The sequence below is a fragment of the Anaeromicropila populeti genome (assembly GCF_900112775.1).
Taxonomy (GTDB): domain Bacteria; phylum Bacillota; class Clostridia; order Lachnospirales; family Lachnospiraceae; genus Anaeromicropila_A; species Anaeromicropila_A populeti.
In genome coordinates this window covers 49445-72588 of record NZ_FOYZ01000007.1, presented here as the reverse complement: position 1 = coordinate 72588, position 23144 = coordinate 49445, and the positions used below count along the sequence as shown (strand labels likewise).

Annotated in this window: 18 protein-coding genes and 1 pseudogene; 17 read left to right on the top strand and 2 right to left on the bottom strand. The window is 36.2% G+C overall.

From position 1 onward, the window contains the following. Nucleotides 1–25 precede the first annotated feature (25 nt). On the top strand, nt 26–919 hold the full coding sequence (locus tag BM305_RS10100) for a Fic family protein (RefSeq protein ID WP_092560585.1): 894 nt from the start codon (nt 26–28) through the stop codon (nt 917–919). Nucleotides 920–953: 34 nt separating this feature from the next. On the opposite strand, the gene BM305_RS18795 is transcribed toward BM305_RS10100, so the two are convergent. Next, nucleotides 954–1073 (bottom strand): AraC family transcriptional regulator, encoded by a 120-nt coding sequence (locus BM305_RS18795; protein ID WP_143099159.1) that lies wholly within the window; start codon nt 1071–1073, stop codon nt 954–956. A gap of 366 nt (nt 1074–1439) precedes the next feature. On the opposite strand from BM305_RS18795, the gene BM305_RS10095 reads away from it, so the two are divergent. The 3 genes and pseudogenes from BM305_RS10095 to BM305_RS10085 all read left to right on the top strand — a co-directional run bounded on the left by BM305_RS10095 (nt 1440) and on the right by BM305_RS10085 (nt 5632). Beyond that, nucleotides 1440–2459 carry a virulence RhuM family protein gene (locus tag BM305_RS10095; protein ID WP_092560699.1) on the top strand — a complete coding sequence of 340 codons (1020 nt, stop codon included), beginning with the start codon at nt 1440–1442 and terminating at the stop codon, nt 2457–2459. 51 nt (nt 2460–2510) lie between these two features. Further along, nucleotides 2511–2660 (top strand): annotated as a pseudogene (locus BM305_RS10090) (M48 metallopeptidase family protein); the annotation flags it as partial. Between the two features lie 209 nt (nt 2661–2869). Next, nucleotides 2870–5632: a reverse transcriptase domain-containing protein gene (locus BM305_RS10085; protein ID WP_177214673.1), complete on the top strand. Its 2763-nt coding sequence runs from the start codon at nt 2870–2872 to the stop codon at nt 5630–5632. 55 nt (nt 5633–5687) lie between these two features. Here the strand turns inward: BM305_RS10085 and BM305_RS10080 are convergent, their stop codons facing one another. Continuing rightward, entirely contained in the window at nt 5688–6668 is a 981-nt protein-coding gene (locus tag BM305_RS10080; RefSeq protein WP_092560582.1) for a helix-turn-helix domain-containing protein, read from the bottom strand. A gap of 213 nt (nt 6669–6881) precedes the next feature. On the opposite strand from BM305_RS10080, the gene BM305_RS10075 reads away from it, so the two are divergent. The 13 genes from BM305_RS10075 to BM305_RS10015 all read left to right on the top strand — a co-directional run. Beyond that, nucleotides 6882–7493, top strand: coding sequence for an MptD family putative ECF transporter S component (locus tag BM305_RS10075; protein WP_092560581.1), 612 nt, complete (start codon nt 6882–6884; stop codon nt 7491–7493). Nucleotides 7494–7503: 10 nt separating this feature from the next. Next, nucleotides 7504–8208, top strand: a complete 705-nt coding sequence (locus BM305_RS10070) for an energy-coupling factor transporter transmembrane component T (RefSeq protein ID WP_092560580.1) — start codon at nt 7504–7506, stop codon at nt 8206–8208. A gap of 15 nt (nt 8209–8223) precedes the next feature. After that, the gene (locus BM305_RS10065) at nt 8224–9681 is read left to right on the top strand and encodes an ABC transporter ATP-binding protein (RefSeq protein ID WP_092560579.1); all 1458 of its coding nucleotides are present in this window, start codon (nt 8224–8226) and stop codon (nt 9679–9681) included. 14 nt (nt 9682–9695) lie between these two features. After that, nucleotides 9696–10697 carry a helix-turn-helix domain-containing protein gene (locus BM305_RS10060; RefSeq protein WP_092560578.1) on the top strand — a complete coding sequence of 334 codons (1002 nt, stop codon included), beginning with the start codon at nt 9696–9698 and terminating at the stop codon, nt 10695–10697. A gap of 34 nt (nt 10698–10731) precedes the next feature. Then, on the top strand, nt 10732–12498 hold the full coding sequence (locus tag BM305_RS10055) for an ABC transporter ATP-binding protein (RefSeq protein ID WP_092560577.1): 1767 nt from the start codon (nt 10732–10734) through the stop codon (nt 12496–12498). Further along, nucleotides 12488–14197 (top strand): ABC transporter ATP-binding protein, encoded by a 1710-nt coding sequence (locus BM305_RS10050; RefSeq protein ID WP_092560576.1) that lies wholly within the window; start codon nt 12488–12490, stop codon nt 14195–14197. The genes BM305_RS10055 and BM305_RS10050 overlap by 11 nt, the downstream gene beginning before the upstream one ends. Before the next feature lie 70 nt (nt 14198–14267). Then, nucleotides 14268–15482, top strand: coding sequence for an FprA family A-type flavoprotein (locus BM305_RS10045; RefSeq protein WP_092560575.1), 1215 nt, complete (start codon nt 14268–14270; stop codon nt 15480–15482). 34 nt (nt 15483–15516) lie between these two features. Continuing rightward, entirely contained in the window at nt 15517–15678 is a 162-nt protein-coding gene (gene rd, locus BM305_RS10040) for a rubredoxin (protein WP_092560698.1), read from the top strand. Nucleotides 15679–15715: 37 nt separating this feature from the next. Further along, nucleotides 15716–16324, top strand: coding sequence for a flavin reductase (locus tag BM305_RS10035; protein WP_092560574.1), 609 nt, complete (start codon nt 15716–15718; stop codon nt 16322–16324). 31 nt (nt 16325–16355) lie between these two features. Further along, nucleotides 16356–16895 carry a rubrerythrin gene (gene rbr / locus BM305_RS10030; RefSeq protein ID WP_092560573.1) on the top strand — a complete coding sequence of 180 codons (540 nt, stop codon included), beginning with the start codon at nt 16356–16358 and terminating at the stop codon, nt 16893–16895. Nucleotides 16896–17106: 211 nt separating this feature from the next. After that, a complete protein-coding gene (locus BM305_RS10025) occupies nt 17107–20031 on the top strand; it encodes a salicylate synthase (protein ID WP_092560572.1) in 2925 nt (974 codons plus the stop codon). Between the two features lie 103 nt (nt 20032–20134). Beyond that, nucleotides 20135–21274, top strand: coding sequence for a C40 family peptidase (locus tag BM305_RS10020; protein WP_177214672.1), 1140 nt, complete (start codon nt 20135–20137; stop codon nt 21272–21274). A 350-nt stretch (nt 21275–21624) separates the two neighbouring features. Then, nucleotides 21625–23144 (top strand): glycosyl hydrolase (locus tag BM305_RS10015; protein WP_092560570.1); only part of this gene is annotated, 1520 nt, incomplete at its 3' end.

Below are 23144 nucleotides of genomic sequence, written 5' to 3'. Positions count from 1 at the left end.
TAATACTGATATTGGAGGGATCATTATGTTTATGACTGTCAAACAAGCTTCTGAAAAATGGGGCATTTCGGATAGAAGAATAAGAACATTGTGTTCTGAGGGGAAAATACAAGGAGCATATCAAGAGGGGCGAGGGTGGAAAATCCCTATTGATGCTGTAAAACCTCCAGATGGAAGATATAAGTCAGCTGAAAGCCAACTTGATATGTTAGATAGGAAGAAAAAAGAACTTGACAGCAGACGTCCTTTGACTGAGGGCGAAGTGGAAAGGTTTACAGAACAGTTTGTTGTTGAATACATCTACAACTCAAATGCTATTGAGGGAAATACCCTTACACTTCGGGAAACAGCTATAGTTCTCAGAGGACTAACGATTGACAAAAAGCCACTTAAAGACCATATGGAAGCTGTCGGTCATAAGGAAGCCTTTGAATTTGTGAGCGAGCTTGTTAAGGAAAATGTACCAATAAGCGAAAGTATTATAAAACAGATTCACTTTCTTGTACTTGCAGATAAGAAAGATGATAGAGGTGTATATCGTCGTGTGCCAGTTCTCATCATGGGGGCAAAGCACGAACCTGTACAGCCTTATCTAATTGCACCGAAAATGGAACAGCTGCTGATTGATTATGCAGACAGCAAGGAGCATATTGTAACCAAGCTTGCTCGTTTTCATATTGAATTTGAGGGTATACATCCTTTTATTGACGGAAACGGAAGAACGGGACGTCTGCTTGTCAATCTTGAACTGATGAAGGCAGGTTTTCCTCCTATTGATATAAAATTCACCGACCGAATAGCATATTATAACGCTTTTGATGAATACCATACCAAGCATACTCTTTCGGTTATGGAAAAGATGTTTACAGGATATATCAATGAGCGTTTGGATCTGTATTTACAGATGCTTCATGATTAATGCGAACTGCATTAGAACTGGATAAATTATGAACTCAAAAACAATTCCCAGAACTGCTGGACAGCTTCCGATATTCCATTGGAAGCTGTCCAGTATTTTTGCGGAATAATTCTGAAAACCGGCTGGCACTAGTATAGCCGATGAACTGGGCAATCTGGCTTTATTTACAACGCAAGAAACAGCTTCACCACCTTGTCTTTAGCACTAGTTCCCACAAATCATATGTAGAATGTCGAAAGTTGATTGCCAATATGACAGTTTAGAGATATAATAATTGTAGTAAGGAAATCCAAATATTGGAGAGAAAATAAACATTGTAATCAGTACGCTTGCTGAAGCTAGTGAACTAAAAGGTGTAATTGATGTTGCTGATTTCAATAGTGATGTTTTGGGAACAGAGAAAGAAGCAGTTGATAAACTAACAGGGTTAGTTGCAATTTTTGAAAAACCTGAGCTGAATTTTGAAAAGAACAATGCAGGAATTATTAACGGGAAGGATTCGATTATTATAGGAGGGCGTATGGGAAATATAGAAAAATATAAAGCAGAAATATTACTCTATAGCTTGGACAATAGCAATGTGTATGTGGATGTTTATTTCAAAGATGAAACATTTTGGTTAACGCAGAAATCTATGGCAGAACTTTTTGATTGTTCTACGGACAATATTTCCTTACACTTGAAAAATATTTATAAAGAGGAAGAATTAGAAAAAAATTCAACTACCGAGAAATTCTCGGTAGTTCGAAAAGAAGGCAATCGAAATGTAAACAGAGAATTAGAATTTTATAGTTTGGATGCGATTATTGCAGTTGGGTACCGTGTGAATTCAAAAAAAGCAACACGTTTTCGCCAGTGGTCAACCAAAACTTTAAAAGAATATATTCAAAAAGGTTTTGTTTTAAATGATGAAATGCTGAAAAATGGTAAGCCGTTTGGCAAAGATTACTTTGATGAATTATTGGAAAAAATCAGAGAAATTCGTGCAAGTGAACGACGGGCTTATCAGAAAATTGCAGATATATTTGAACAGTGCAGCTATGACTATGATAAAAATAGTAATCTAACCAAAGAATTCTATGCCTTTGTTCAAAACAAACTGCATTATGCAATTACAGGAAAAACAGCAGCGGAACTCATTAGTGAAAGAGTAGATGCAGAACATCCAACTATGGGATTAACTACATGGAAAGATGCTCCTGATGGAAAGATTTTAAAGCGTGATGTGATTGTTGCCAAGAATTATTTGAATGAAAAAGAAATAAAAAAATTAAACCGTCTAGTGACTATGTTTATAGACTATGCTGAGTTAATGGCAGAAGATGAAGAATTAATGAGTATGCAGGATTGGCTAAATGAAACGGACAACTTCTTAAAAAATAACCGAAGAAATGTACTAGAAGGGAAGGGTGCGATATCGCATAAAGATGCATTGCAAAAAGTAGATGACGCATATCAGATTTTTCGAGTGAGGCAAGATAAAGAGTATATATCGGAATTTGACAAAGACATGGAAAAGTACTTAAAAGGTAAGGAGTAGAAGGGAGTTACTTATGAGTATTGGGGAAGTGGAAAAGAAAAGACACCAGAATGTTTGAATTATGTAATCGTTCATGAGCTAGTTCATCTATATGTAAAAAATCATAATGATGAGTTTAGGGCATATATGGATCAGTTTTATTCAAATTGGAAGGTAGTAAAGAAACAATTGAATGAACAGATGTTAGATTGGATGGAGTAGAGGTGAAACAGATGTTTGATAATTTGCAAAATGTACGTTATATGGTGGAAGGCTCTTACAAAAAACTCAAATCATATTATTATTATGATAAGACATTGTTGTATATAAAAATGAATATAGTTGAATTTGAAGCAGATGAGAAATTTAAAGATAAATTGGAAATGTTAGCGAAGAACTTATTCGAGGACAACCGCGAGTATTTTGAAGAATTGAAAAAGCAGGTAAAATTTTGTGTTTTGCCGAAAACATTTAAGAGTATTAACAGCGATACAGGGCTTATACGTGGAAATGTAGATAAGAATAAAAAAATTTCCAAGGTGAATTTTACAATAGAGTTACCTGTGGAATTGTTAATTCTAGATTTAATGTGGACTCTATTTGTAAAAAAAATATATACAGAACACCAGGGAGATTTCATCTATTCTCATGCAGGTCAATTTAAAAAAGGGGTTTTTAACAAGGAAGAGGATTTGATTGCAGGAATAGATTTTAAATCTAATCGTTGTTTCGAACCTTACTTTCAATGTTATACAAAGTGGAGAAATAAAGCAATAGATTCAGCCATGGAAACATGTAAAAATGAAAATACGGTTATGATTAGCTTAGATTTGAAAAGCTTTTATTATTATATAGACTTTGATTTTAGAGATTTTGCTAAATTATTTAATAATGATGAACGATACACCAAAATCGAATTTATTACATCAATAATAAGTGATATATATACTAAATATACAGAATTAGTTGTTAAGTACAAAAAAGGAATTAAGAAATCAGTGGGAAAGTCTGTATTCCCTATTGGTTTAATAAGTCCATTAATATTGAGGGATATAGCACTTGAGGGGGTTGACAATAGTATAAAAAAAGGTCTTTCTCCTAAGTATTATGGAAGATATGTAGATGATATGCTTATAGTTGTTGGAACTGGTCCAATAGAATATATATCAACGGAAGAAATAATTGAAAACATCCTAGTCAAGAAGCGAATATTAAATACCAAGAATACAAAGGGTGAATATGAATTTTTTGTAGAACCATCAGTCAAATTGCAAGGTGAAAAGGTCAATTGTTTTTATTTTGAAAGAGGTAAAGAAAATATTCTTCTTGATGTGTATTATAAAAAAATCAAAAGAAATTCAAGTGAAGCAAATCTATTACCAGACATAGATGTTTTAAGTGATTCATTTAATGGCAGAGCTTATACTATGAATTCTACTGATGATTCCATGAAAATAAGAAATCTTGAATTTATGGAAAGTGATAATTATAATGCAACATTATTCATTAATGGTTTAAAGAGAATTTTAAAAAATGCATCTTATGATAAACAGTATATGGTGAATTATTTAATAGATATAGTTAATTTTTATTCGGGAAGCCAGGCAGTTGAATTTTCAAATACGTGGAGAACAATTTTTGAATTATTAATTTTATGTAAAGACAAGGATAGGGCAAACACGTTTTATCTTAATGTCAAAAAAGAGATAGAAACTCTTTCGTTTGATTATATTGAAGAGGATGAAATATATTCAAAAAAGAAGCAGACAATATTAAATAAATTGAAACGTTCGTTATTGCTTAAACTAGATATTTCGATTGGGTTGGCTGTTGCATTGGATTATGACAGGGGAAAGTTGAAAAAGCATAAAATATTAGGTCGTAAGATAAGACAGGCAAATATGCTCAGTCATAATATGGTCTCATTTCCACTAATAAATTATTCTATGGATGATAGTATTAATGAAATTCCATTAATCAATATGAACTTAAATGCTATCTTATCAGATGTAACAATTAGAAAAAAAATATTTAAGTTAGATGATGAAAAAATATGCTGGTCACCAAGATTTATTCATTTACATGAGCTATATTTTTGCGTTTTTTACTTTACAATCGGAAGTAACAATAAGTTTGTGCGAGATGATAATGATTCAATATTTAACCGTTATGTAAGAATGAATTGTTTGAGTGAAAAAATACCAAATCCTATAATTTATGACGAAGAGAAAATTTTTGAAGAATTAAATATAGCTAGAAAAGATGTGGTTATAACTGAACAATGTGATAAGAAAAATACCAAGGTGGGCTTGGTAAATACAAAAATTAATGAGGATGAAGTTATTGATATATTATTACATCCGGCAAAGGGGATAACTGTTAATAAGAAACAGAGTTTATACAAAATTTTAAATGCTGCAAAAGAAGAAAAGGTAAAATATTTAGTATTTCCAGAATTTTATATGCCAGCATTATGGCTCAGCGATATTGGTAATTTTTCAAAACAATATGGAATCACAGTTGTTACAGGACTTCAATATATTGCTTGTAATGATAGAGTTTTTAATACCGTTTGTGTTATTGCAAGTACATGTGGAAAGACATACTTTAAAAATATGATTCCATTAATTAGAGAAAAAAATTATTATGCGCCAGAAGAAAGAATGGAATTAGCCGCGCTAGGATATGTTAGTAAAAATCCTTCCAAACCTACATATTATATGGTAAATAACGGAAAGGAAAAATTTAGTACAATTTTATGTTTTGAATTTACAGATATTGCTTCCAGATTGATAATGAAGGGTGAAGTGGATTTTCTGTGTGTGCCACAATTAAATAGGGATACAAACTATTTTTCTAGTATAGTGGAATCAGCTGCTAGAGATTTACATACTTTAGTTGTTCAAGCAAATACTTCAAAATATGGAGATTCAAGAGTGACGGGTCCATATAAAACTGATTTTAAAGACATTTTAAAGATAAAGGGTGGAGAAAATGACAGTCTTATTGTTGGAGAGCTAGAAGTAAAAGCGTTACAAAGGTTCCAAAATAGTTACTATGGTGATTTTGAAAAACAAGTAAAAAAATGTTTGGCTTGTACAAAGGTTCGTACAGTATCGGATCTATCAAAAAAATGTAGAAGTTGTTTGGATAAAAAAGGGAAAATCAAAGGGCTACCGCCGAACTGGAACTGAATATTATAAACTCCATTTAAAAACATAACCCTAGACTAAAAATTCTTCCAATCCCTCAAAAACAATTCCCAGAACTGCTGGACAGCTTCCGATATTCCATTGGAAGCTGTCCAGTATTTTTGCGGAATAATTCTGAAAACCGGCTGGCACTGGAGTAGCCAATAATCTGTGCAATCTGGCCGATACTCAAATCAGTATTGGTCAAAAGCTGCTCTGCCTGGCTAATGCGCCTGTGTTGTATGTATTCGGTAATGGTACATTTATTGACTGCTTTAAAAGTCGTCTTTAATTTCGTGGTTCCCATACAGGCAATCTGAGAAAGCTGTTCCAGCTTCAAATCCCCTGCAAAATGGTCATTCATATAAGCTGTCACAACCTCAATATTTCTTAAATCCTGATTAGAAACTTTGACCAAAGCTTTTTCACCCAAAAATCTGGCTTTCTCCACAACTAAAGAAACTGCTTCTGCCACCTTGCCCTCATAAAACAATCTGGCAGCCACCCCCGTACCACGAAAATTTCTAATTTGATTCAAAAGAAGCACCATTTCATGGAAATGAATGGCATCCCCCATATTTATTAAAGAATTTTTCACATCAATATATTCATCAGGAAACTTTTTCCGCAAGTAATCCTCATAGTATTCAGGTGTAATTTCAATTCCTACAGACTGAATGGGGATATTCTTATGAAATAAGGCCTTATAAGTGGTCTGGCATCCAATACAGCTTCTGACACGGCCAGCAGAGAGGCGCCTGTAAGGGTTCAGTTCTTCACCAGAAATGGAATGATAATAGGTAATGCTCAGATAGTCGGGAAGCTGACACTCTAAAATAAAATCTTCATAAAAGGTAAAGTCGTGTATGACGATAGAAAACAAGTTCTTTTCCAGATAGTACCAGAACTGGCCTGTTCCCATTTCCGGATTTAGCTGGTAGCGCATTTCCTTGCTATTTTGTTTTTCCATAGATTCAACGCATGAAAAGCCTCGTGAAATCAAAAGAGGATCATGCAGACTTGTGATAATATTTTTCATTAAGCACCTCCTAATACCACGATTGGGCAAAAAAGTATCACGATTAGACGAATGTTTCTGTAAGTGATTGCGAAACAAAATAGCGTGGTATATAATGAACCAGAATTAGTTAGCAGATACTAACTGTAGTATTAGACTAGCACGCAGCAGGTATCTTGTCAATAGCAACAGCCAAAATGGCGACAGAATGATTACATAAAGGAGGCATATGATATGTCAGGTATTTCACAAAAAAATAATAAAGGAATGACCATAAAGGATATGGTTACGACAGGTATTTTTGCTGCACTTTGTTTTGTGCTGATTATGCTTGGAGGAGCAGTGTTTGGAGTAAATCCTGTTTTAACTTTTGCAGTACCAATTGGAAGTGCTTTATTAGCAGGACCAGTATTTTTACTTTTAATTGCCAAAGTACCAAAGAATGGGCCACTTATTATAACAGGTATTGTAACAGGGGCAATCCTATTTGCAACAGGAATGCACTGGACTACCGATATTGGCTATATCCTAATGGGCATCGTTGCAAATTATATCGCAGCAGCTGGTGGTTTTAAAAAGATTAGACTAAACATTATTGCGTATATGGTATTTTCTTTAGCGGGAGTCGGACCATACGCAACTTTTTTCCTGGCAAGAGATACGTTTATGAGTTATATGATTAAAAAAGGTACCGAGCAGGACTATCTGGATACTATGACCAATACAGGACAGATGTGGATGCTTCCAGCCATTATTATTGGAACGCTGTTGGTGGCATTCATAAGTGGATTAATTGGAAAATGGCTCTTAAATAAACAATTTGAAAAAGCAGGAATAACTGTATAAGGGGGAAAATATGCAGAATAAAAAATCAAAAATATTTCATTCAGATCCCAGAACCAAATTATATATTCTGTTAATTTGTGCACTAGTAATTTCATTTTCCACTTCTATTTACTACGAATGTGGACTGGTAATGTTAATTTTATGTTTTGGTGTATTAAATAAAAAAATGCGTTACAGTTTTGGCATGGCAATGTTATATGTGCTATTGGTTAGTGTTTCTATTATGGGTGCGTTGTATTTATCAGGGACTCCAAGACTTATGCTTTCTGCATTCACCGATTTTATAGGAAAAATGTTTCCGTGTATTATGGCAGGTGGTATATTAGTTGGCACAACCCAGGTTAGTGAATTTATGGCAGCAATGAACTGTATGAAAATGCCAAAAAACATTGTAATTCCCATGACAGTAATGATTCGCTATATTCCTATGATAAGAGAAGACTGGGGATATATTAAAGATTCCATAAAAATGAGAGATGTGGCACCATCCCTCTCAGGTGTGCTGGTTCATCCAGGGCGTACAATAGAATGTGTTTACGTTCCCCTTGTGATATCTGCCTCAAAGGTAGCGGATGAATTATCCGCTGCAGCGGTTACAAGAGGAATTGAGACAGATAAGAAAAGAACCTGTTTAGAAGAAATCCATTTCAATTTCTTTGATGCAGTCTGCGCCATTGTATTTACTATGTATTTGCTTGGTACGATACTTGCGTAGGGGGAGGATAAAGCCTTGATTTCAATTAAAAATGTGACGTTTCAGTATGCAGGCAAACAAACAGGTGGAGTTTATAATATCAATATAGAAATTGCAAGAGGAGAGTGCGTTTTGTTTTGTGGACGTAGTGGATGCGGAAAAACGACTATTACCAGGCTGGTAAATGGATTGATTCCTTATTTTTATGAAGGAGAGCTGACAGGGGAGGTGCATGTGGATGGAATGAACATTTCAGAGACGCCGATGCACCTGATTGCTGAAAAAGTAGGCTCTGTTTTTCAAAATCCCCGTTCACAGTTTTTTAATACAGATACAGAAAGTGAAATTGCCTTTGGTATTGAAAACATGTCATGGTCAAAAAGTAAAATGAAAAGGCGCATTGAGGAAACTACCAAGGAACTGCGCATGGAAAAACTAAGAAAAAGAGGTATTATGGAGCTTTCCGGAGGTGAAAAGCAGAAGGTTGCTTTTGCCTCCATTTATGCTATGTCACCAGAGGTTTTTGTTTTAGATGAACCATCCTCTAATTTAGACGTAGATGCGATTGGGGATTTAAAGAATACCTTGTCCTTTTTAAAGAATGAGAACAAGACAATTTTAATATCAGAGCACAGATTGTATTACTTAAAAGACATTGTAGACCGGATTGTATACGTAGAAGATGGTGAAGTAAAAAATATTTATCAGAAAAAGGATTTTCTGGATATTCCAGTTTGGCAATGTGCTGGTATGGGGCTGCGGGCATTTGATTTGAATCAGGTTCAGCCAGATGGGATAACCCCAAAAAAGAATCTTCCATTATTAGAAATGAAAAATTTTAGTGTTTCCTATAAAAAGAAAAGGATACTGGAGCAGGTATCACTGTCTGCTGAGTACGGAGAAATCATTGGTATCGTTGGACAGAATGGAGCAGGGAAATCAACCTTCTCAAGGGCGCTTTGCGGACTTCATAAAAATCATGACGGGGAATGCTTCTGGAATGGAAAAAGAATGAATGACAGGCAACGGCTGAAGCTTTGCTATATGGTAATGCAGAATGTATCCTATCAGCTTTTTGCAGAAAGTGTGGATAAGGAATGTTCCTTTGGTATCAAGGAGCCAGATACATATTTGGTTTCCAAAACATTGACAGAGCTTGGGTTATATGAATATAAGGATAAACATCCAAACACCTTATCAGGAGGGCAGAAGCAGCGTCTGGCAGTTGCGGTCAGTATGATTTGCAAAAAAGAAATACTGATTTTTGATGAACCTACAAGTGGACTTGACTACGATAGTATGATACAGGTGTCCCATTTATTAAAGAAGCTGGCACAGATGAATAAAATTATTTATGTTGTTACCCATGACTATGAATTTCTGGCTTCTGCCTGTAACAGGGTACTTCATTTCAAAGACGGAAGGCTGGCAGATGACTATTCTGTTGATTCTGAGCATTTTCAGAAGCTGCAAAAAATGTTTATAAAAGAATAGATGGTGGTATTGTAATGAAAAAAATGGAAACAGCTCAGACCTTGTTTGGACAGCTAATCCAACAAGAAAGAATGGAAATGTCTGGAATTCTATACAGGCTTTCTCCTTCTATGGGAGAAGGACTTATGACGTGTTATCCGGTTCTTCCAGGAGTAGAAATTATTTTTAATGATATCCGGCTCCACCGCCCCATTTGCAAAACAGCTAAGGTGCAGGAGGACTGCATAGAGATTACCTATTGTCTGAAGGGTCATATCGAAATGCTTTTCAAAAACCAGACCTATACGTATATGACAGATGGGGATATTTCCATGTTTCATTGTAAGGCAGATGTAGTGTCTTGTGATTTTAGTGCAAAGCCATTTCAGGGAATTGTCATTATGCTTTATCTGCCAGATGTAATACAAAGTATGAATCAAATGCTGGGTACAAATGAGTTTCGTAGAGATATGTTTTTTCAAGCTGTTTTAATGGCAGACACCTGTAGAGTTAGTCATGCAAATGAAAGCGTAGAACATATTTTGAAGGAATTTTTTGTTTTGCCCAAAAAGCATCAATCCCATTTAATGAAGCTGAAGGTAATGGAATTGCTTTTGTATTTAATGACAGAGGAGGATTACCAAAATCATAAAATGATTTATTTTCCTAAGGATTCAGTCGAAAAAATTAAAAATGCAAGAAGAATACTTGTAAGTCACCTGGATCAGCATATTACCGTGAGGAAGCTATCAGATATAATAGGTATGAACAGTACGGATTTGGAAAAAGGATTTAAAAGAGTATATGGTGCTAGTGTATTTGCCTATAGCAGGTCTTATAAAATGCAGTGTGCCAAGGAACTGCTGTCAGATGGAGCAAAATCCGTTTTAGACATAGCGGCAGAGTGTGGATATGAGAATGGCAGCAAGTTTGCGAAGGCTTTTAAAGAAGCCTTTGGCATGACTCCGCTGCAATATAGAAAAACAATTTGCAATCGGGCTATTTGCGGTCAAATGGAGCAGAAATTAAAAAAATGATTGCGTACAATAGACAACGAAAGGAAGTGTTTTTATGAAACAAAAAATAGGAGATCAGTTGGCAACACTTTTGCAATGGGCAGGAAAGGATAAGTACTTCTTATATCTTTCTGTTTTGCTGTCATTCATTAGTGGGTTATGCACTATGGTTCCATATTATGGGGTGTATAAAATTATGGAGTATACCTACAGCAATACTTGTACAAAAGAGATTTTAATGAGATATGGATTTGTGATTGGAGCCGCTGTTGTAGTTAGGTTTTTTTTCTTTGGAATGTCAGGAGTTTCTTCTCATAAGGGTGCTTATAATGCGCTTTATAAAGTTCGCTGCATGGTAATTGATCATATGGCAAAGGTTCCATTAGGGAATTTAAGTGAACGGAATACAGGAGAAATAAAAACCGTTCTAAATGAAAATATTGAAAAGCTGGAGTTGTTTCTGGCACATCATTTACCAGAATTAGTGTATTATTGCGTTGGACCAGTTGCAGTATTTTTTTATTTATGTACTGTGAACTGGAAACTGGCAATTATCACATTGGTTCCCTTGATTCTGTCCTTTGTGGTAATGGGGGTTATGTTCCGTGGAACGGATCAGATGATGGAACGTGCTAACCGTTCCATTTCTAGTCTAAATGCGACCATGATTGAATATATAAGTGGGATGAAAGTCATAAAAGCCTATAGCATGGGCAGCCGTTCTTTTAAAAAGTATTCGGATGCTGTAGAAGATGAACATTCTGTGTGGGTGGAAATATCAAAGCGTATGGGGCCTCCTTATGCTGCATATGTCATTATTATTGAATGTGGTCTGCTCCTTATGGTTCCCATTGGGGGATATTGGTTTATGAAAGGGTCTGTTGGTGCCAGTACTTTTATTTTATTTGCTTTCATTGGTTCACTTTATCTTACGGAGCTTCGTCCGTTACAGGAACTTGGTTCCAACTTCGCTCAGGTACTAAACGGAGTGCGGAAGGTGGAGGAGATATTAAATATTCCCGCATATGAAGGTGGAAACGATTTTCCGAAAAAGCATGATATTGTTTTGAAAAATGTAACCTTTGCCTATGATGGGGAAACAAATATTTTACAAAACTGCAATCTGAAAATAAAGGATGGAGAAAAAATAGCTCTGGTAGGACGCTCTGGTGCAGGCAAAAGTACAATTGTTGAACTGATTGCACGTTTCTACGACGTACAGCAGGGAGCAATTGAAATTGGTGGGAAAAACGTAAAGGATATTGATTATGAAACTTTATTAAAAAATGTGTCCTTTGTCTTTCAAAAAACGTTTTTGACCAGGGACAGTGTACTGGAAAATATACGAATGGGCAGCAATGCTACATTAGAGCAGGTACGTTTTGCAGCAAAACAAGCACAAATTGATGATTTTATTATGGCATTGCCCAATGGATATGATACATTAGTAGGCAGTTTTGGCTCACGTTTTTCAGGCGGAGAAAAACAAAGAATTGCTATTGCAAGGGCTATTTTGAAAAATGCGCCTATTTTGATTTTAGACGAGGCAACCTCCGCAGCAGATCCTGAAAATCAAGTGGAAATTGATAAAGCCATTCATAATCTTTGCAAAGGTAAAACTGTAATTATTGTGGCACATCGGCTGGGCGTCGTACGACAGTGTGACCGGGTGGGAGTTGTGGAAAATCACACGATTACTTGTTTCGGAAGTCATAATATAGTGAAAGAGAAAAATGAGTATTACCACAAGGCATGGAACAATTATGAGGAGGCAAGGGGAATTTCCTATTCAGTAGAAGGAGGTGCAGCATATGAAGGCTAGAGAGGTTATGAAAAAAAATAAAAAATTTTATCTTTCCATTGGATTCAATGTAATAGAAGGTATTTTATCGGGCTGCAATTTTATGATACTTTACCGTACTATGCAGGCTTTGTGGGAAGATTCCATGAACGTAAAAAAATTAGTAACATTGACAGGAATATTGCTTCTGGTCTTTTTGGTACGCCTCGTAATTTTTACAACGGGATATACTCAGGGACAGATTGGGGGAGCAGGAGTTAGTAAAAATATTCGTATATTTCTAGGTGACAAAATGAAAAATATTTCATTATCAAGATTTTCCCAAAGCCAGACAGGCGAATATATCAACGTTGCAACAGCAGATGTTAATAATTACGAAACGATTTTAACACATAGGGCAGGAGATATTGTAAAAAATATTACACTGGTCACTATGGTAATTGTTTTTATTAGTGTAATATTCTGGAATGTAGGTTTGGTTTTGTTAATAGGAAGTTTGTTATTAATACCGACCCTGTGGCTTTCCTTCCGTTCTGTAAAAAAGTATGGAAATAAAAAAAATCAGATTTTATCAGATAATGTAAGTAATATAACAGAATACATTACAGGAATCCAGACCTTTCGTGCGTATGGAATCGGCGGTACAAAGAATAAAACCGTAATAAAATCTATGTATGCATACAGTGATATCAGCTATGTGTATGAAAAAATGGTAATTCCAATTGGAACAGGGTATAGTATTTTGGAATGGCTTTGTCTTCCCTTGGCAATTATGATTGGCGGAAGTGGATGGCTTACTGGTAATTTAAATGTGGTTGATTTCTTAATGGTAAGTATAATACCAGTGTTTTCTTGCAAATTAAATAGTACCATTTTTGTGGATCTAACTTCTTACAAAAACCTAATGATTTCTAAATTTCACGTTACCCAGGTAATAGATGAAAAAGAGGAAGAAAAAAACGAAAGGCCTTTTTCGCCAGCCAGCCACGACATCGAATTTGACCATGTCAGCTTTGCTTATCAAGAGAATGAGCCTGTCTTAAAGGAAGTTTCCTTTAAAGCAGAAAATCAAAAGCTTACAGCCTTAATTGGAGATTCTGGATCAGGAAAATCTACTATATTAAATTTGCTTTCAAAATATTATGAACCAATAGCAGGAGACATAAAAATAGGAGGTGTTTCTACAAAAGGAATTCATGCGGAAAAGGTGCTGGAGCATATTTCTATGGTGGATCAGGAGGTTTTTTTATTTAATGATACGATTAAAAATAATATTCGATATGCCAGACCTTCCGCTGCCGATACAGAAATTATAGAGGCATGCAGACTTGCCAATTGTGATGGATTCATTTCTAAAATGGAAAAAGGTTATGATACACCAGTGGGTGAAAATGGAAATCAGCTTTCTGGTGGGGAACGGCAGAGAATTTCTATTGCCAGAGCAATTTTAAAAGATAGCCCAGTTTTATTATTAGATGAGGCGACTGCATCGCTGGATATTGAAAATGAGCTGGCGGTTAAAGAAGCAATTCGTAATCTGCTAAAAGCGAAAAAGACGGTTATTATGATTGCACATACCCTTTCCATTGTACAGAAGGCAAATCAGATATTGGTGCTTTCCAATGGTAAAATTGTAGAACAGGGCAATCATGAAGAACTGCTTTGTAAAAAAGGAAAATACAGCTTAATGTGGAGCGCCGAAGAAAAAATTGCAATTTAGATATTGTTTTTTTCTTAACATACTATATACTATAAGATGAAACAATTAACTAAATGATGGGAGGTCAAAAATGAAGTGCGTTAGAAAAGTAACGGAAGATATTTTTTGGGTAGGTGCAAGTGACAGGCGTCTCGCTTTGTTTGAAAACATATTTCCGATTCCAAGAGGAGTATCCTATAATGCCTATTTATTGTTGGATGAAAAGAATGTTTTATTTGATACCGTTGATTTTGCTGTAAGCAGACAGTTTATAGAGAATTTAAAGGGCTTATTAGGAGAAAAAACCATTGACTATTTAATTGTAAATCATATGGAGCCTGATCATGGAGCGACCTTGCAGGAAATTGCAAGTATTTACCCTGATATGAAGATTGTAGGGAATGCCAAGACCGTTCAAATGATAAAACAGTTTTTTGATTTTGATATAGATTCTCGTTCTGTAGTGATAAAGGAAGCAGATACCTTATCCACAGGAAAGCATACCTTGCAGTTTTATATGGCACCGATGGTACACTGGCCAGAGGTTATGGTTACTTATGATATGGAAAGTAAAATTCTATTTTCAGCAGATGCATTTGGAACATTTGGGGCATTGAATGGAAATATTTTTAATGATGAAATTTTATTTGAGCAGGACTGGATGGATGATGCCAGAAGATACTATATGAACATAGTTGGAAAATATGGCGCACAGGTGCAGGCACTGCTGAAAAAGGCGGCCAATCTGGATATTGCAATAATTTGTCCGCTGCATGGACCAGTTTGGAGAAGTAATGTGGAATATTTTATTAATAAATATGATCAATGGAGCCGTTATGAACCAGAAGAAAATACGGTTATGATTGCCTATGCGTCTATGTATGGCGATACGGAGCAGGCGGTAAACATATTGGCAGCAGAACTTGCAGAGGAAGGGGTTAAAAATATCAGAATGTATGATATTTCTAATACAGATGTATCAGAGCTGGTATCAGAGGCTTTCCGTTGCAGTCATCTTGTGCTTGCAGCACCAACGTATAATGGCGGTGTCTATCCGGTTATGGAGACATTTCTGTTGGATCTAAAGGCACATAATTTTCAGAATAGAACAGTAGCATTAATTGAAAATGGTTCATGGGCACCAGCTGCTTATAAAAATATGAAGCAGATTTTAGAGGAAATGAAGAATATAGAAATGTTTGAAAAACCGCTTTCTATTAAATCAGCTTTAAAAGAGTCCCAGATGGACGAGCTGGTTGATTTAAAGAATAGAATACTTGTTTCTTTGAAAGGAAACAATGAATAGCAGGTAAAAAAATAAGGAAAGAAGGTAAATGAATATGAAAAAATATGTATGTACAGTTTGTGGTTATGAATATGATCCAGAGGCAGGCGATCCAGATAGCGGAATTGCAGCAGGAACAGCTTTTGAAGATATACCAGAAGACTGGGTTTGCCCTGTTTGTGGAGTGGGAAAAGATCAGTTCGAAGTTCAGGAATAGGACTGGTAAAAGTATTACGTTATAAGAGGAGGTAAGTATGAATCAACAGGCAATGTACAAGATAGGATATGGACTATATGTGCTGACAGCTTGTGAAGCTGGCAAGGATAATGGATGTGTGGTTAACACAGTGATGCAGGTAACAACAACACCTAATCGTGTTATGGTGGCCGTTAATAAGCAGAATCTTACACATGACATGATACAAAATACGGGAGTATTTAATGTTTCAGCACTTACTACTTCTGTGCCATTTGAAGTTTTTAAGCATTTCGGTTTTCAAAGTGGAAAAACAGTGGACAAGTTTGAAGGCTATGAGGATAAAAGCAGAAGTGAAAATGGTATATTATATTTAACGAAGGATACAAATGCTTATATTTCCTGTAAAGTAGTATCGTCCATGGACTTAGGCACTCATACACTTTTTCTGGCAGATGTCACAGACGCAGATGTATTATCTGAGGGGGAATCTGTAACCTACGCTTATTATCAGCAGTTCATAAAACCAGCACCAGCCCCAGCGAAAAAGAAGGGATACCGTTGTAAAATATGCGGTTATGTTTATGAAGGGGATGAACTGCCTGAAGATTTTATTTGTCCAATCTGTAAGCATGGAGCAGCAGATTTTGAGAAAATTGAGGACTAACAGAATAAAGCAGTGAAAGGATGGTTGAGAAATGGAACTAAAGGGAACGAAGACAGAAGCAAATCTTATGGCGGCATTTGCTGGAGAATCACAGGCACGCAATAAGTATACCTATTATGCTTCAAAGGCAAAGAAAGATGGCTACGTTCAAATAGCAGCATTGTTTGAAGAGACAGCAGCCAACGAAAAGGAACATGCTAAAATATGGTTTAAGTTATTACATGGTGGTTCCATTCCAGATACGATTGCAAACTTAAAGGATGCAGCCGATGGTGAGAATTATGAATGGACAGATATGTATGCTTCATTCGCCAAGGTAGCCAGAGAGGAAGGCTTTGAGGATATAGCAGCTCTTTTTGAAGGAGTTGCCAAAATCGAGAAGGAGCATGAGGAACGCTACAGAAAGCTTCTTGCAAGCGTAGAAGGCGGTTATGTTTTCTCAAAGGACAATGACGTGATGTGGCAGTGCTCCAATTGTGGGCACATTGAATTTGGAAAGCAGGCACCAGATGTCTGTCCAGTTTGCGCACATCCTAAGGCGTATTTCCAGATAAAAGCAGAAAATTATTAATAAAATAATAGATAATAATAAAAAACAGGCTGGCGGGTACAGCCTGTTTTTTATGAACCAATGATTAAAATTATCAAAAACCACCTATTGAGAAAAAACAGTTAGTTACAGACTTGCAGAACAGACAAGAAAAAAATTAAAATAGTCTTTAGTTAGCTACAACTAACTAAAGAAATATTATAAGCCGGTTTGTATGCAAGGAGGAAAATATATGAGTACAATGGATGAGTATGGAAACTTTGCCAAGAGGTATGAAGATGCTGGGTATTGGGAAAAAACCAATTTTGGAGATCAGTTAAACCAATGGTCGCAAAAGTATAAAGAAAGAGTTGCTATTGTAGAAGGCGATAGAACAATTACATATGAAGAATTAAATGAGAAAGCGGATGAAATGGCATATGGATTTGTACAAATGGGCATAAAAAAGGGAGAACGTGTTATTGTGCAGCTACCTAATAGAATTTCATTTATGACGGTCTTTTTTGCATTGTCAAGGGTGGGAGCAATTCCTGTTTTTGTATTGCCAGCCCATCGTGAGGCTGAAATAACAAAAATTATTGAGCTGGCAAAGCCGGTTGCCTATATTATTCCAGATGAGTATATGGGATTTCAATATGTTGAAATGGCAAAAACAATCGTTGATAAAACAGAAACCGTCAAATATTTAATTGTGGACGGAAATGTGGATGGTTGCTATAAACTTTCCGATATCAAGGGGATAAAGACAGCATTAGTGGCACCATCTCATCGTGACATAGCCGTCCTGCTTTTATCAGGAGGTACAACAGGAATTCCTAAATTAATACCGAGAACCCAGACGGATTATTGGTATAATGTAAAGATGGCAGCCGGAGCCAGTAGCTTGAACGAAAGCAGTGTGTACCTGGCGGTATTGCCGATTGCCCACAATTTTGCATTTGGAAATCCAGGAGTGTTGGGAACACTTTCTGTAGGTGGAAAGGTGGTAATGAGTTACAGCACAAGTCCAGATGAAGTGTTTCCTCTTATTGAAAAGGAAAAGGTTACGATTACGGCGCTGGTTCCATCCTTGGTCAGCTTATACTTGGAAGTATTGGAGTGGGATGATGAAAACGATTTATCCAGCCTGGCATTACTTCAGGTAGGAGGCGCATTATTAGAAGAAACCATTGCAAGACGTATACATACAGAAATGAAATGTAAGCTTCAAAATGTATTTGGCACAGCAGAAGGATTAATATGTTTTACATCTCCTGAGGACACAGAGGACATCGTTTGTACCTGCCAGGGAAAACCCATATCAGATGCAGATGAAATAAAAATTGTGGATGAAATGGGAAATGATGTACAGCAGGGTGAGTATGGGGAACTGTTGGCAAGAGGTCCCTATACAATCAGGGGGTACTATCGGGCGCCAGAAGTAAATAAAAGCTGTTTTACAGAGGATGGATTTTATTATACAGGAGACAGGGCGAGAATTACAAGGGAAGGAAATCTACAGATGGGAGGAAGAGTCAGGGAGCAGATTAATAGGGCAGGTGAAAAAATCATGCCCGCAGAGGTGGAAGGCTTTTTATGTACCCATGATGAAATTCAGGAGGCAGTGGTAATTGGCATTCCGGATAAAAATTTAGGACATCGCAGCTGTGCATTTCTAATAACCAGAAATCAGGATCTTACAATAGATGAGGTACATAACTATCTAAGGAATATGGGGGTTGCACAATATAAAATGCCTGATCAATTAAGCTGTATTGATGCATGGCCTCTCACAAAGCTGGGAAAAATTGATAAGAAAAAACTGGAGGAATCGGCAATGGATGTATGCTATTTTGAAGAACAGCTGGAGGCAGATGTGGATGCTCATTTTTTAATGGTACAGGTTTGTGAGCAAAGCAATTATGATAATTTTGTAGTCTATGAAAATAATGGAGAACTTTCAGCTGGGTTTGGAATTTACGCAATGCTAAAATCAACACCAGAGCAAACCATACTCTCTATGGAAAAAGAAGAAATTATTTTGGAAAATAATGATTTAAGTATTTCTGTGGAAAAGGCATTTTCATGTGTAAAAATAAAGGGCTGGCGCGCCTATGGAATTGCAAATTTTGGACTGGCATATTATAACTATCATTTGCCGTTACAGGCAGAGGAGGATTGTCTGCTAAAAATGTTTATACCAAAATCAGAGGTAAGAATCTGTAATGGGAAAATTCTGCTCCGTTCATTGCAAAAAGAGGAGTTACAGACTTTGTCCAATTTGTTAAAAGAACTTATAAATGGAACAGATGATGGCAAGCAGCTGAAACAACGAGTTGCAAAGGAAAAAATGGAGCTTCCTTATATTTTTACAGAAAAAAAAGACTATTACAAAGACATTGTAACAAAGGGTGTTAGAGAAATTCAGGACACAAAGTATAATAAAATTATTTTATCAAGAAAGCTTTCTCTACAAGAACGTTTGGATATGGCAGCCAGCTATATTGCAGGGCGCAGAGTGAATACGCCAGCAAGATCTTATTTTATCAAATTAGAGGGGATTGAAGTAATTGGTTTTAGCCCTGAAACAGTTGCAGAAGTAGATGAAAATGGATATGTCAGTACATTTCCCCTTGCAGGAACCCGTGCTATGAAGGAAAATCGTGAAGAAACACAAAAATTGAAAGAAGAATTACTTAGAGATTCTAAGGAAATTTCAGAGCATGCTGTCTCTGTAAAGCTGGCATATGAAGAATTAGAGCGTGTGTGTGAGGAAAACAGTGTGGTTGTGACAGATTTTATGTCTGTTTTAGAAAGGGGAACGGTACAGCATTTGGCATCCAGACTAAAAGGGAAATTGAGAAAAGACTGTAATTCATGGCACGCATTTAATTCCTTGTTTCCAGCAGTTACGGCTTCTGGTATTCCAAAAAGAGAGTCTATTGAGGCAATCGGACGTTTAGAAGAGGAACCAAGAAATTTATATAGTGGAAGTGTTATTACATATGACTACAACGGTGTGTTGGATGCAGCACTTGTATTACGTACTGTATTTCAAAATAAAGAGAATGCGTGGCTTCGGGCTGGGGCAGGCATTGTAGAGATGTCAACGGCTGAAAGAGAATTTGAAGAAACCTGTGAGAAGCTCAGTAGTGTATCAAAACAATTAGTTTGCTAATTTTTACAAATTGACAGTATTAGAATCCTCTGCTATAATTTTAATACAGTTGTTAACAAATCTGTAACAATTGTAATAAAGATGTAACATGTAAAGGATGACTATGAAAAGAAAAAATATTCTAAAAATCGTATTTTGTTTGGCAACACCATTTTTTATAAACATAACAGCAAGTGCAAGTATAACCAGTTTCACGAATACTACGATTACAAGCAATGAAGGTTTGCCTATAAATGTAATGTCAGCAGAAGCATTTAGTCAGACAGTTGTGGATTTGACAGATAGCTTTGTACAGATTTCACCATATGCAAATCTTGCAGTTTCTATAGCAGCGGATTATGTAAACATTAGAAAAGAGCCTGATATGGAGGGAGAGATTGTTGGAAAGCTGTATGAAGGATGTGCAGCAACGGTAGAACTTGTAGATGACGGATGGGTAAAGATAACATCCGGAGACGTGAAGGGGTATATTGCCAAGGAGTACTTAGCAATTGGACAGGAAGCAGAACCATTACTAGATGAGTATGCAACCAAAATTGCAACAGTGAACACTCAGACACTGAAGGTTAGAGAGAAGGCAGATGAGTCGTCAAAATGTCTGACTTTAGTTCCAGAAGGAACAGTTTACCACGTACTGGAAGAAAAAGAGAACTGGGTGAAAATTGAGGCAGAAGGGCAAAAGGGGTATGTGGCAAAGGAATATGTGCTACTAACCTATGAATTTGAATATGCCATTTCTATTGAAGAAGAGCAGGCAAGAATTGCTGAAGAACAGGCGGCAAAATTGGCAGAGCAACAAGCCCAATTGGGAGAACAAGAAACAGACGTGATCCAGACAGAGGGAGGCACTGCCATAAAACAGACCTATGGAGAAGCATATTCTTCGGTAGGTTCTGACATTGCTGCTTATGCAATGCAATTTGTTGGAAATCCATATGTATGGGGCGGAACCAGTCTGACTAACGGTGCAGACTGCTCAGGCTTTATCCAGTCGATATATCGTAATTTTGGATATACTATTCCAAGAACGTCCCGCCAGCAGGTTTATGCTGGTTCAGGAGTTAGTGTGAGCCAGCTTCAGGCAGGTGATTTGTTGTTTTATACAAGAAATGGTACAGTAAATCACGTGGCGATGTATATTGGTGGAGGCAAGGTGGTTCATGCCAGTAATCCAGAGGATGGAATTAAGATATCAAATTATAACTATAGGACTATTTATGCGGTAAGAAGAATAATAGGATAAGAAAAAAGAGAATTTTTGGGGTAAACCTGGAAGTTCTCTTTTTTTGTTAAACTAAAATATTGGTTTGTTTGTGTATGTGTTTTACTTTATAATTAACAAAATAGTTTAACTGGAAATCAACTGTAAAAAGATGAACCTAATTAATGAAAGTTTATTTTGCTTAAAATTAAAGTGTAATAAATATGAATTAAGTTATAAAAATAAATCCAAACTATTATAGAGTTAATGAAGTTAACTGAAATTTACCTAACATGATATACTAAAAAAAACTACACGATACGAAAAATCAAGATTTCTCACCTGATTTGTATTATAATATAACTATAATAAAAATTAGGAGGAGTTCAAGAATGAAAAATATGAAGCGAAAAACATTTTCATTAGTTCTTACGCTTGCTTTACTTGTAACGATGTTATCAGGTTATGTACCTGGTGCCAAAGTTCAGGCGGCAGGTGTGCGCTATGAAGCAGAGGATGCTTATATTTCTGGTGCTGAAGTTGCCAGCACAGAGTCAGGCTATTCAGGAACAGGTTACTTAGACGGTTTAAAAGATACAGGATCTTATATTGAATTTACGGTAAATGCTGCAACAGCAGGCCGTTATAAGTTAGATCTTGGATTTTGTGCAAAGTATGGATATAAGGAAGAAACAGTTACAGTAAACGGTAGTCAGTCATTCAATGCTATTTTAGATGAAAATGCTGCATTTGAACAGAAGACAATTGGTACTGTAAAATTAGCAGCTGGTGAAAACAAAATTCGTATCACCAGATGTTGGGGCTGGGTATTAATTGACTACTTAGAAATATCATTAGCAGATGATTTAAATATCCCAACTAATATTCCAGATACTTTAATTAACCCAAATGCTACTGCTGCAACACAAAAGTTGATGACTTATTTAACAAGTATTTATGGTAAAAATATTTTGTCTGGACAGTTTGCTTATACAACAAGATACACTGAAATTGATACAATTTACAATAAGACTGGAAAATATCCAGCTGTAATTGGTTTGGATTTCAGCGATTATTCACCAAGCCGTGTTGCTCTAGGATGTAATCCTGGACAAGATACCGAAAAAGCAATTGACTGGTGGAATAATGGCGGTCTTGTAACTTTCTGCTGGCACTGGCAGTCACCAATTGGCGCTTCTACAGATGACAGTAAGAAGTGGGGCGGTTTCTACACTGCAAACACTACATATGACCTTTCTGTTGCTATGGCAGATCATACATCACAAGAGTATACAACTTTGATTCGTGATATTGATGCAATTGCAGTTCAGCTTAAAAAATTACAAGATGCAGGAGTTCCTATTTTGTGGAGACCATTACATGAAGCTAGCGGCGGATGGTTCTGGTGGGGAGCAAAAGGAGCAGGTCCTTACATTGAACTGTGGAAATTAATGTATGACAGACTGACAAATTATCATGGATTAAACAACTTAATCTGGGTATGGAACGGACAGTCAGCTGATTGGTATCCAGGTGATGAATATGTAGATATTATCGGTGAAGATATCTATGCAAGTAAGCAGGACTACAGCTCACAAGCAAATGGTTTCTTAAAAGCATTAGCTTATACAAGCACTCCAAAGATTATTACTTTATCTGAAAATGGTGTATTAATTGATCCAGACCAGTTAATGGAAGATAAGATTCCATGGAGCTGGAACAATACTTGGGGTGGAGAATTCGTAGTTCCTTATGTAGGTTCTTATGATTACACAGAAACATATACCTCATTAGATATGTTAAAGAAATATTATACACATGAATATGTACTTACCAGAGATGAATTACCTGCATCATTATTTACAAATGATCCAGTGGTAACACCAACACCAGTGGTAACACCAACACCAGT

Excerpts from the sequence above, each read along its gene's own strand:
- BM305_RS10100 (WP_092560585.1), top strand. The coding sequence starts at position 26 with ATGTTTATGACTGTCAAACAAGCTTCTGAAAAATGGGGCATTTCGGAT.
- BM305_RS10095 (WP_092560699.1), top strand. The coding sequence starts at position 1,440 with ATGGGAAATATAGAAAAATATAAAGCAGAAATATTACTCTATAGCTTG.
- BM305_RS10080 (WP_092560582.1), bottom strand. The coding sequence starts at position 6,668 with ATGAAAAATATTATCACAAGTCTGCATGATCCTCTTTTGATTTCACGA.
- BM305_RS10075 (WP_092560581.1), top strand. The coding sequence starts at position 6,882 with ATGTCAGGTATTTCACAAAAAAATAATAAAGGAATGACCATAAAGGAT.
- BM305_RS10070 (WP_092560580.1), top strand. The coding sequence starts at position 7,504 with ATGCAGAATAAAAAATCAAAAATATTTCATTCAGATCCCAGAACCAAA.
- BM305_RS10060 (WP_092560578.1), top strand. The coding sequence starts at position 9,696 with ATGAAAAAAATGGAAACAGCTCAGACCTTGTTTGGACAGCTAATCCAA.
- BM305_RS10055 (WP_092560577.1), top strand. The coding sequence starts at position 10,732 with ATGAAACAAAAAATAGGAGATCAGTTGGCAACACTTTTGCAATGGGCA.
- BM305_RS10050 (WP_092560576.1), top strand. The coding sequence starts at position 12,488 with ATGAAGGCTAGAGAGGTTATGAAAAAAAATAAAAAATTTTATCTTTCC.
- BM305_RS10045 (WP_092560575.1), top strand. The coding sequence starts at position 14,268 with ATGAAGTGCGTTAGAAAAGTAACGGAAGATATTTTTTGGGTAGGTGCA.
- rd (WP_092560698.1), top strand. The coding sequence starts at position 15,517 with ATGAAAAAATATGTATGTACAGTTTGTGGTTATGAATATGATCCAGAG.
- BM305_RS10035 (WP_092560574.1), top strand. The coding sequence starts at position 15,716 with ATGAATCAACAGGCAATGTACAAGATAGGATATGGACTATATGTGCTG.
- rbr (WP_092560573.1), top strand. The coding sequence starts at position 16,356 with ATGGAACTAAAGGGAACGAAGACAGAAGCAAATCTTATGGCGGCATTT.
- BM305_RS10025 (WP_092560572.1), top strand. The coding sequence starts at position 17,107 with ATGAGTACAATGGATGAGTATGGAAACTTTGCCAAGAGGTATGAAGAT.
- BM305_RS10020 (WP_177214672.1), top strand. The coding sequence starts at position 20,135 with ATGAAAAGAAAAAATATTCTAAAAATCGTATTTTGTTTGGCAACACCA.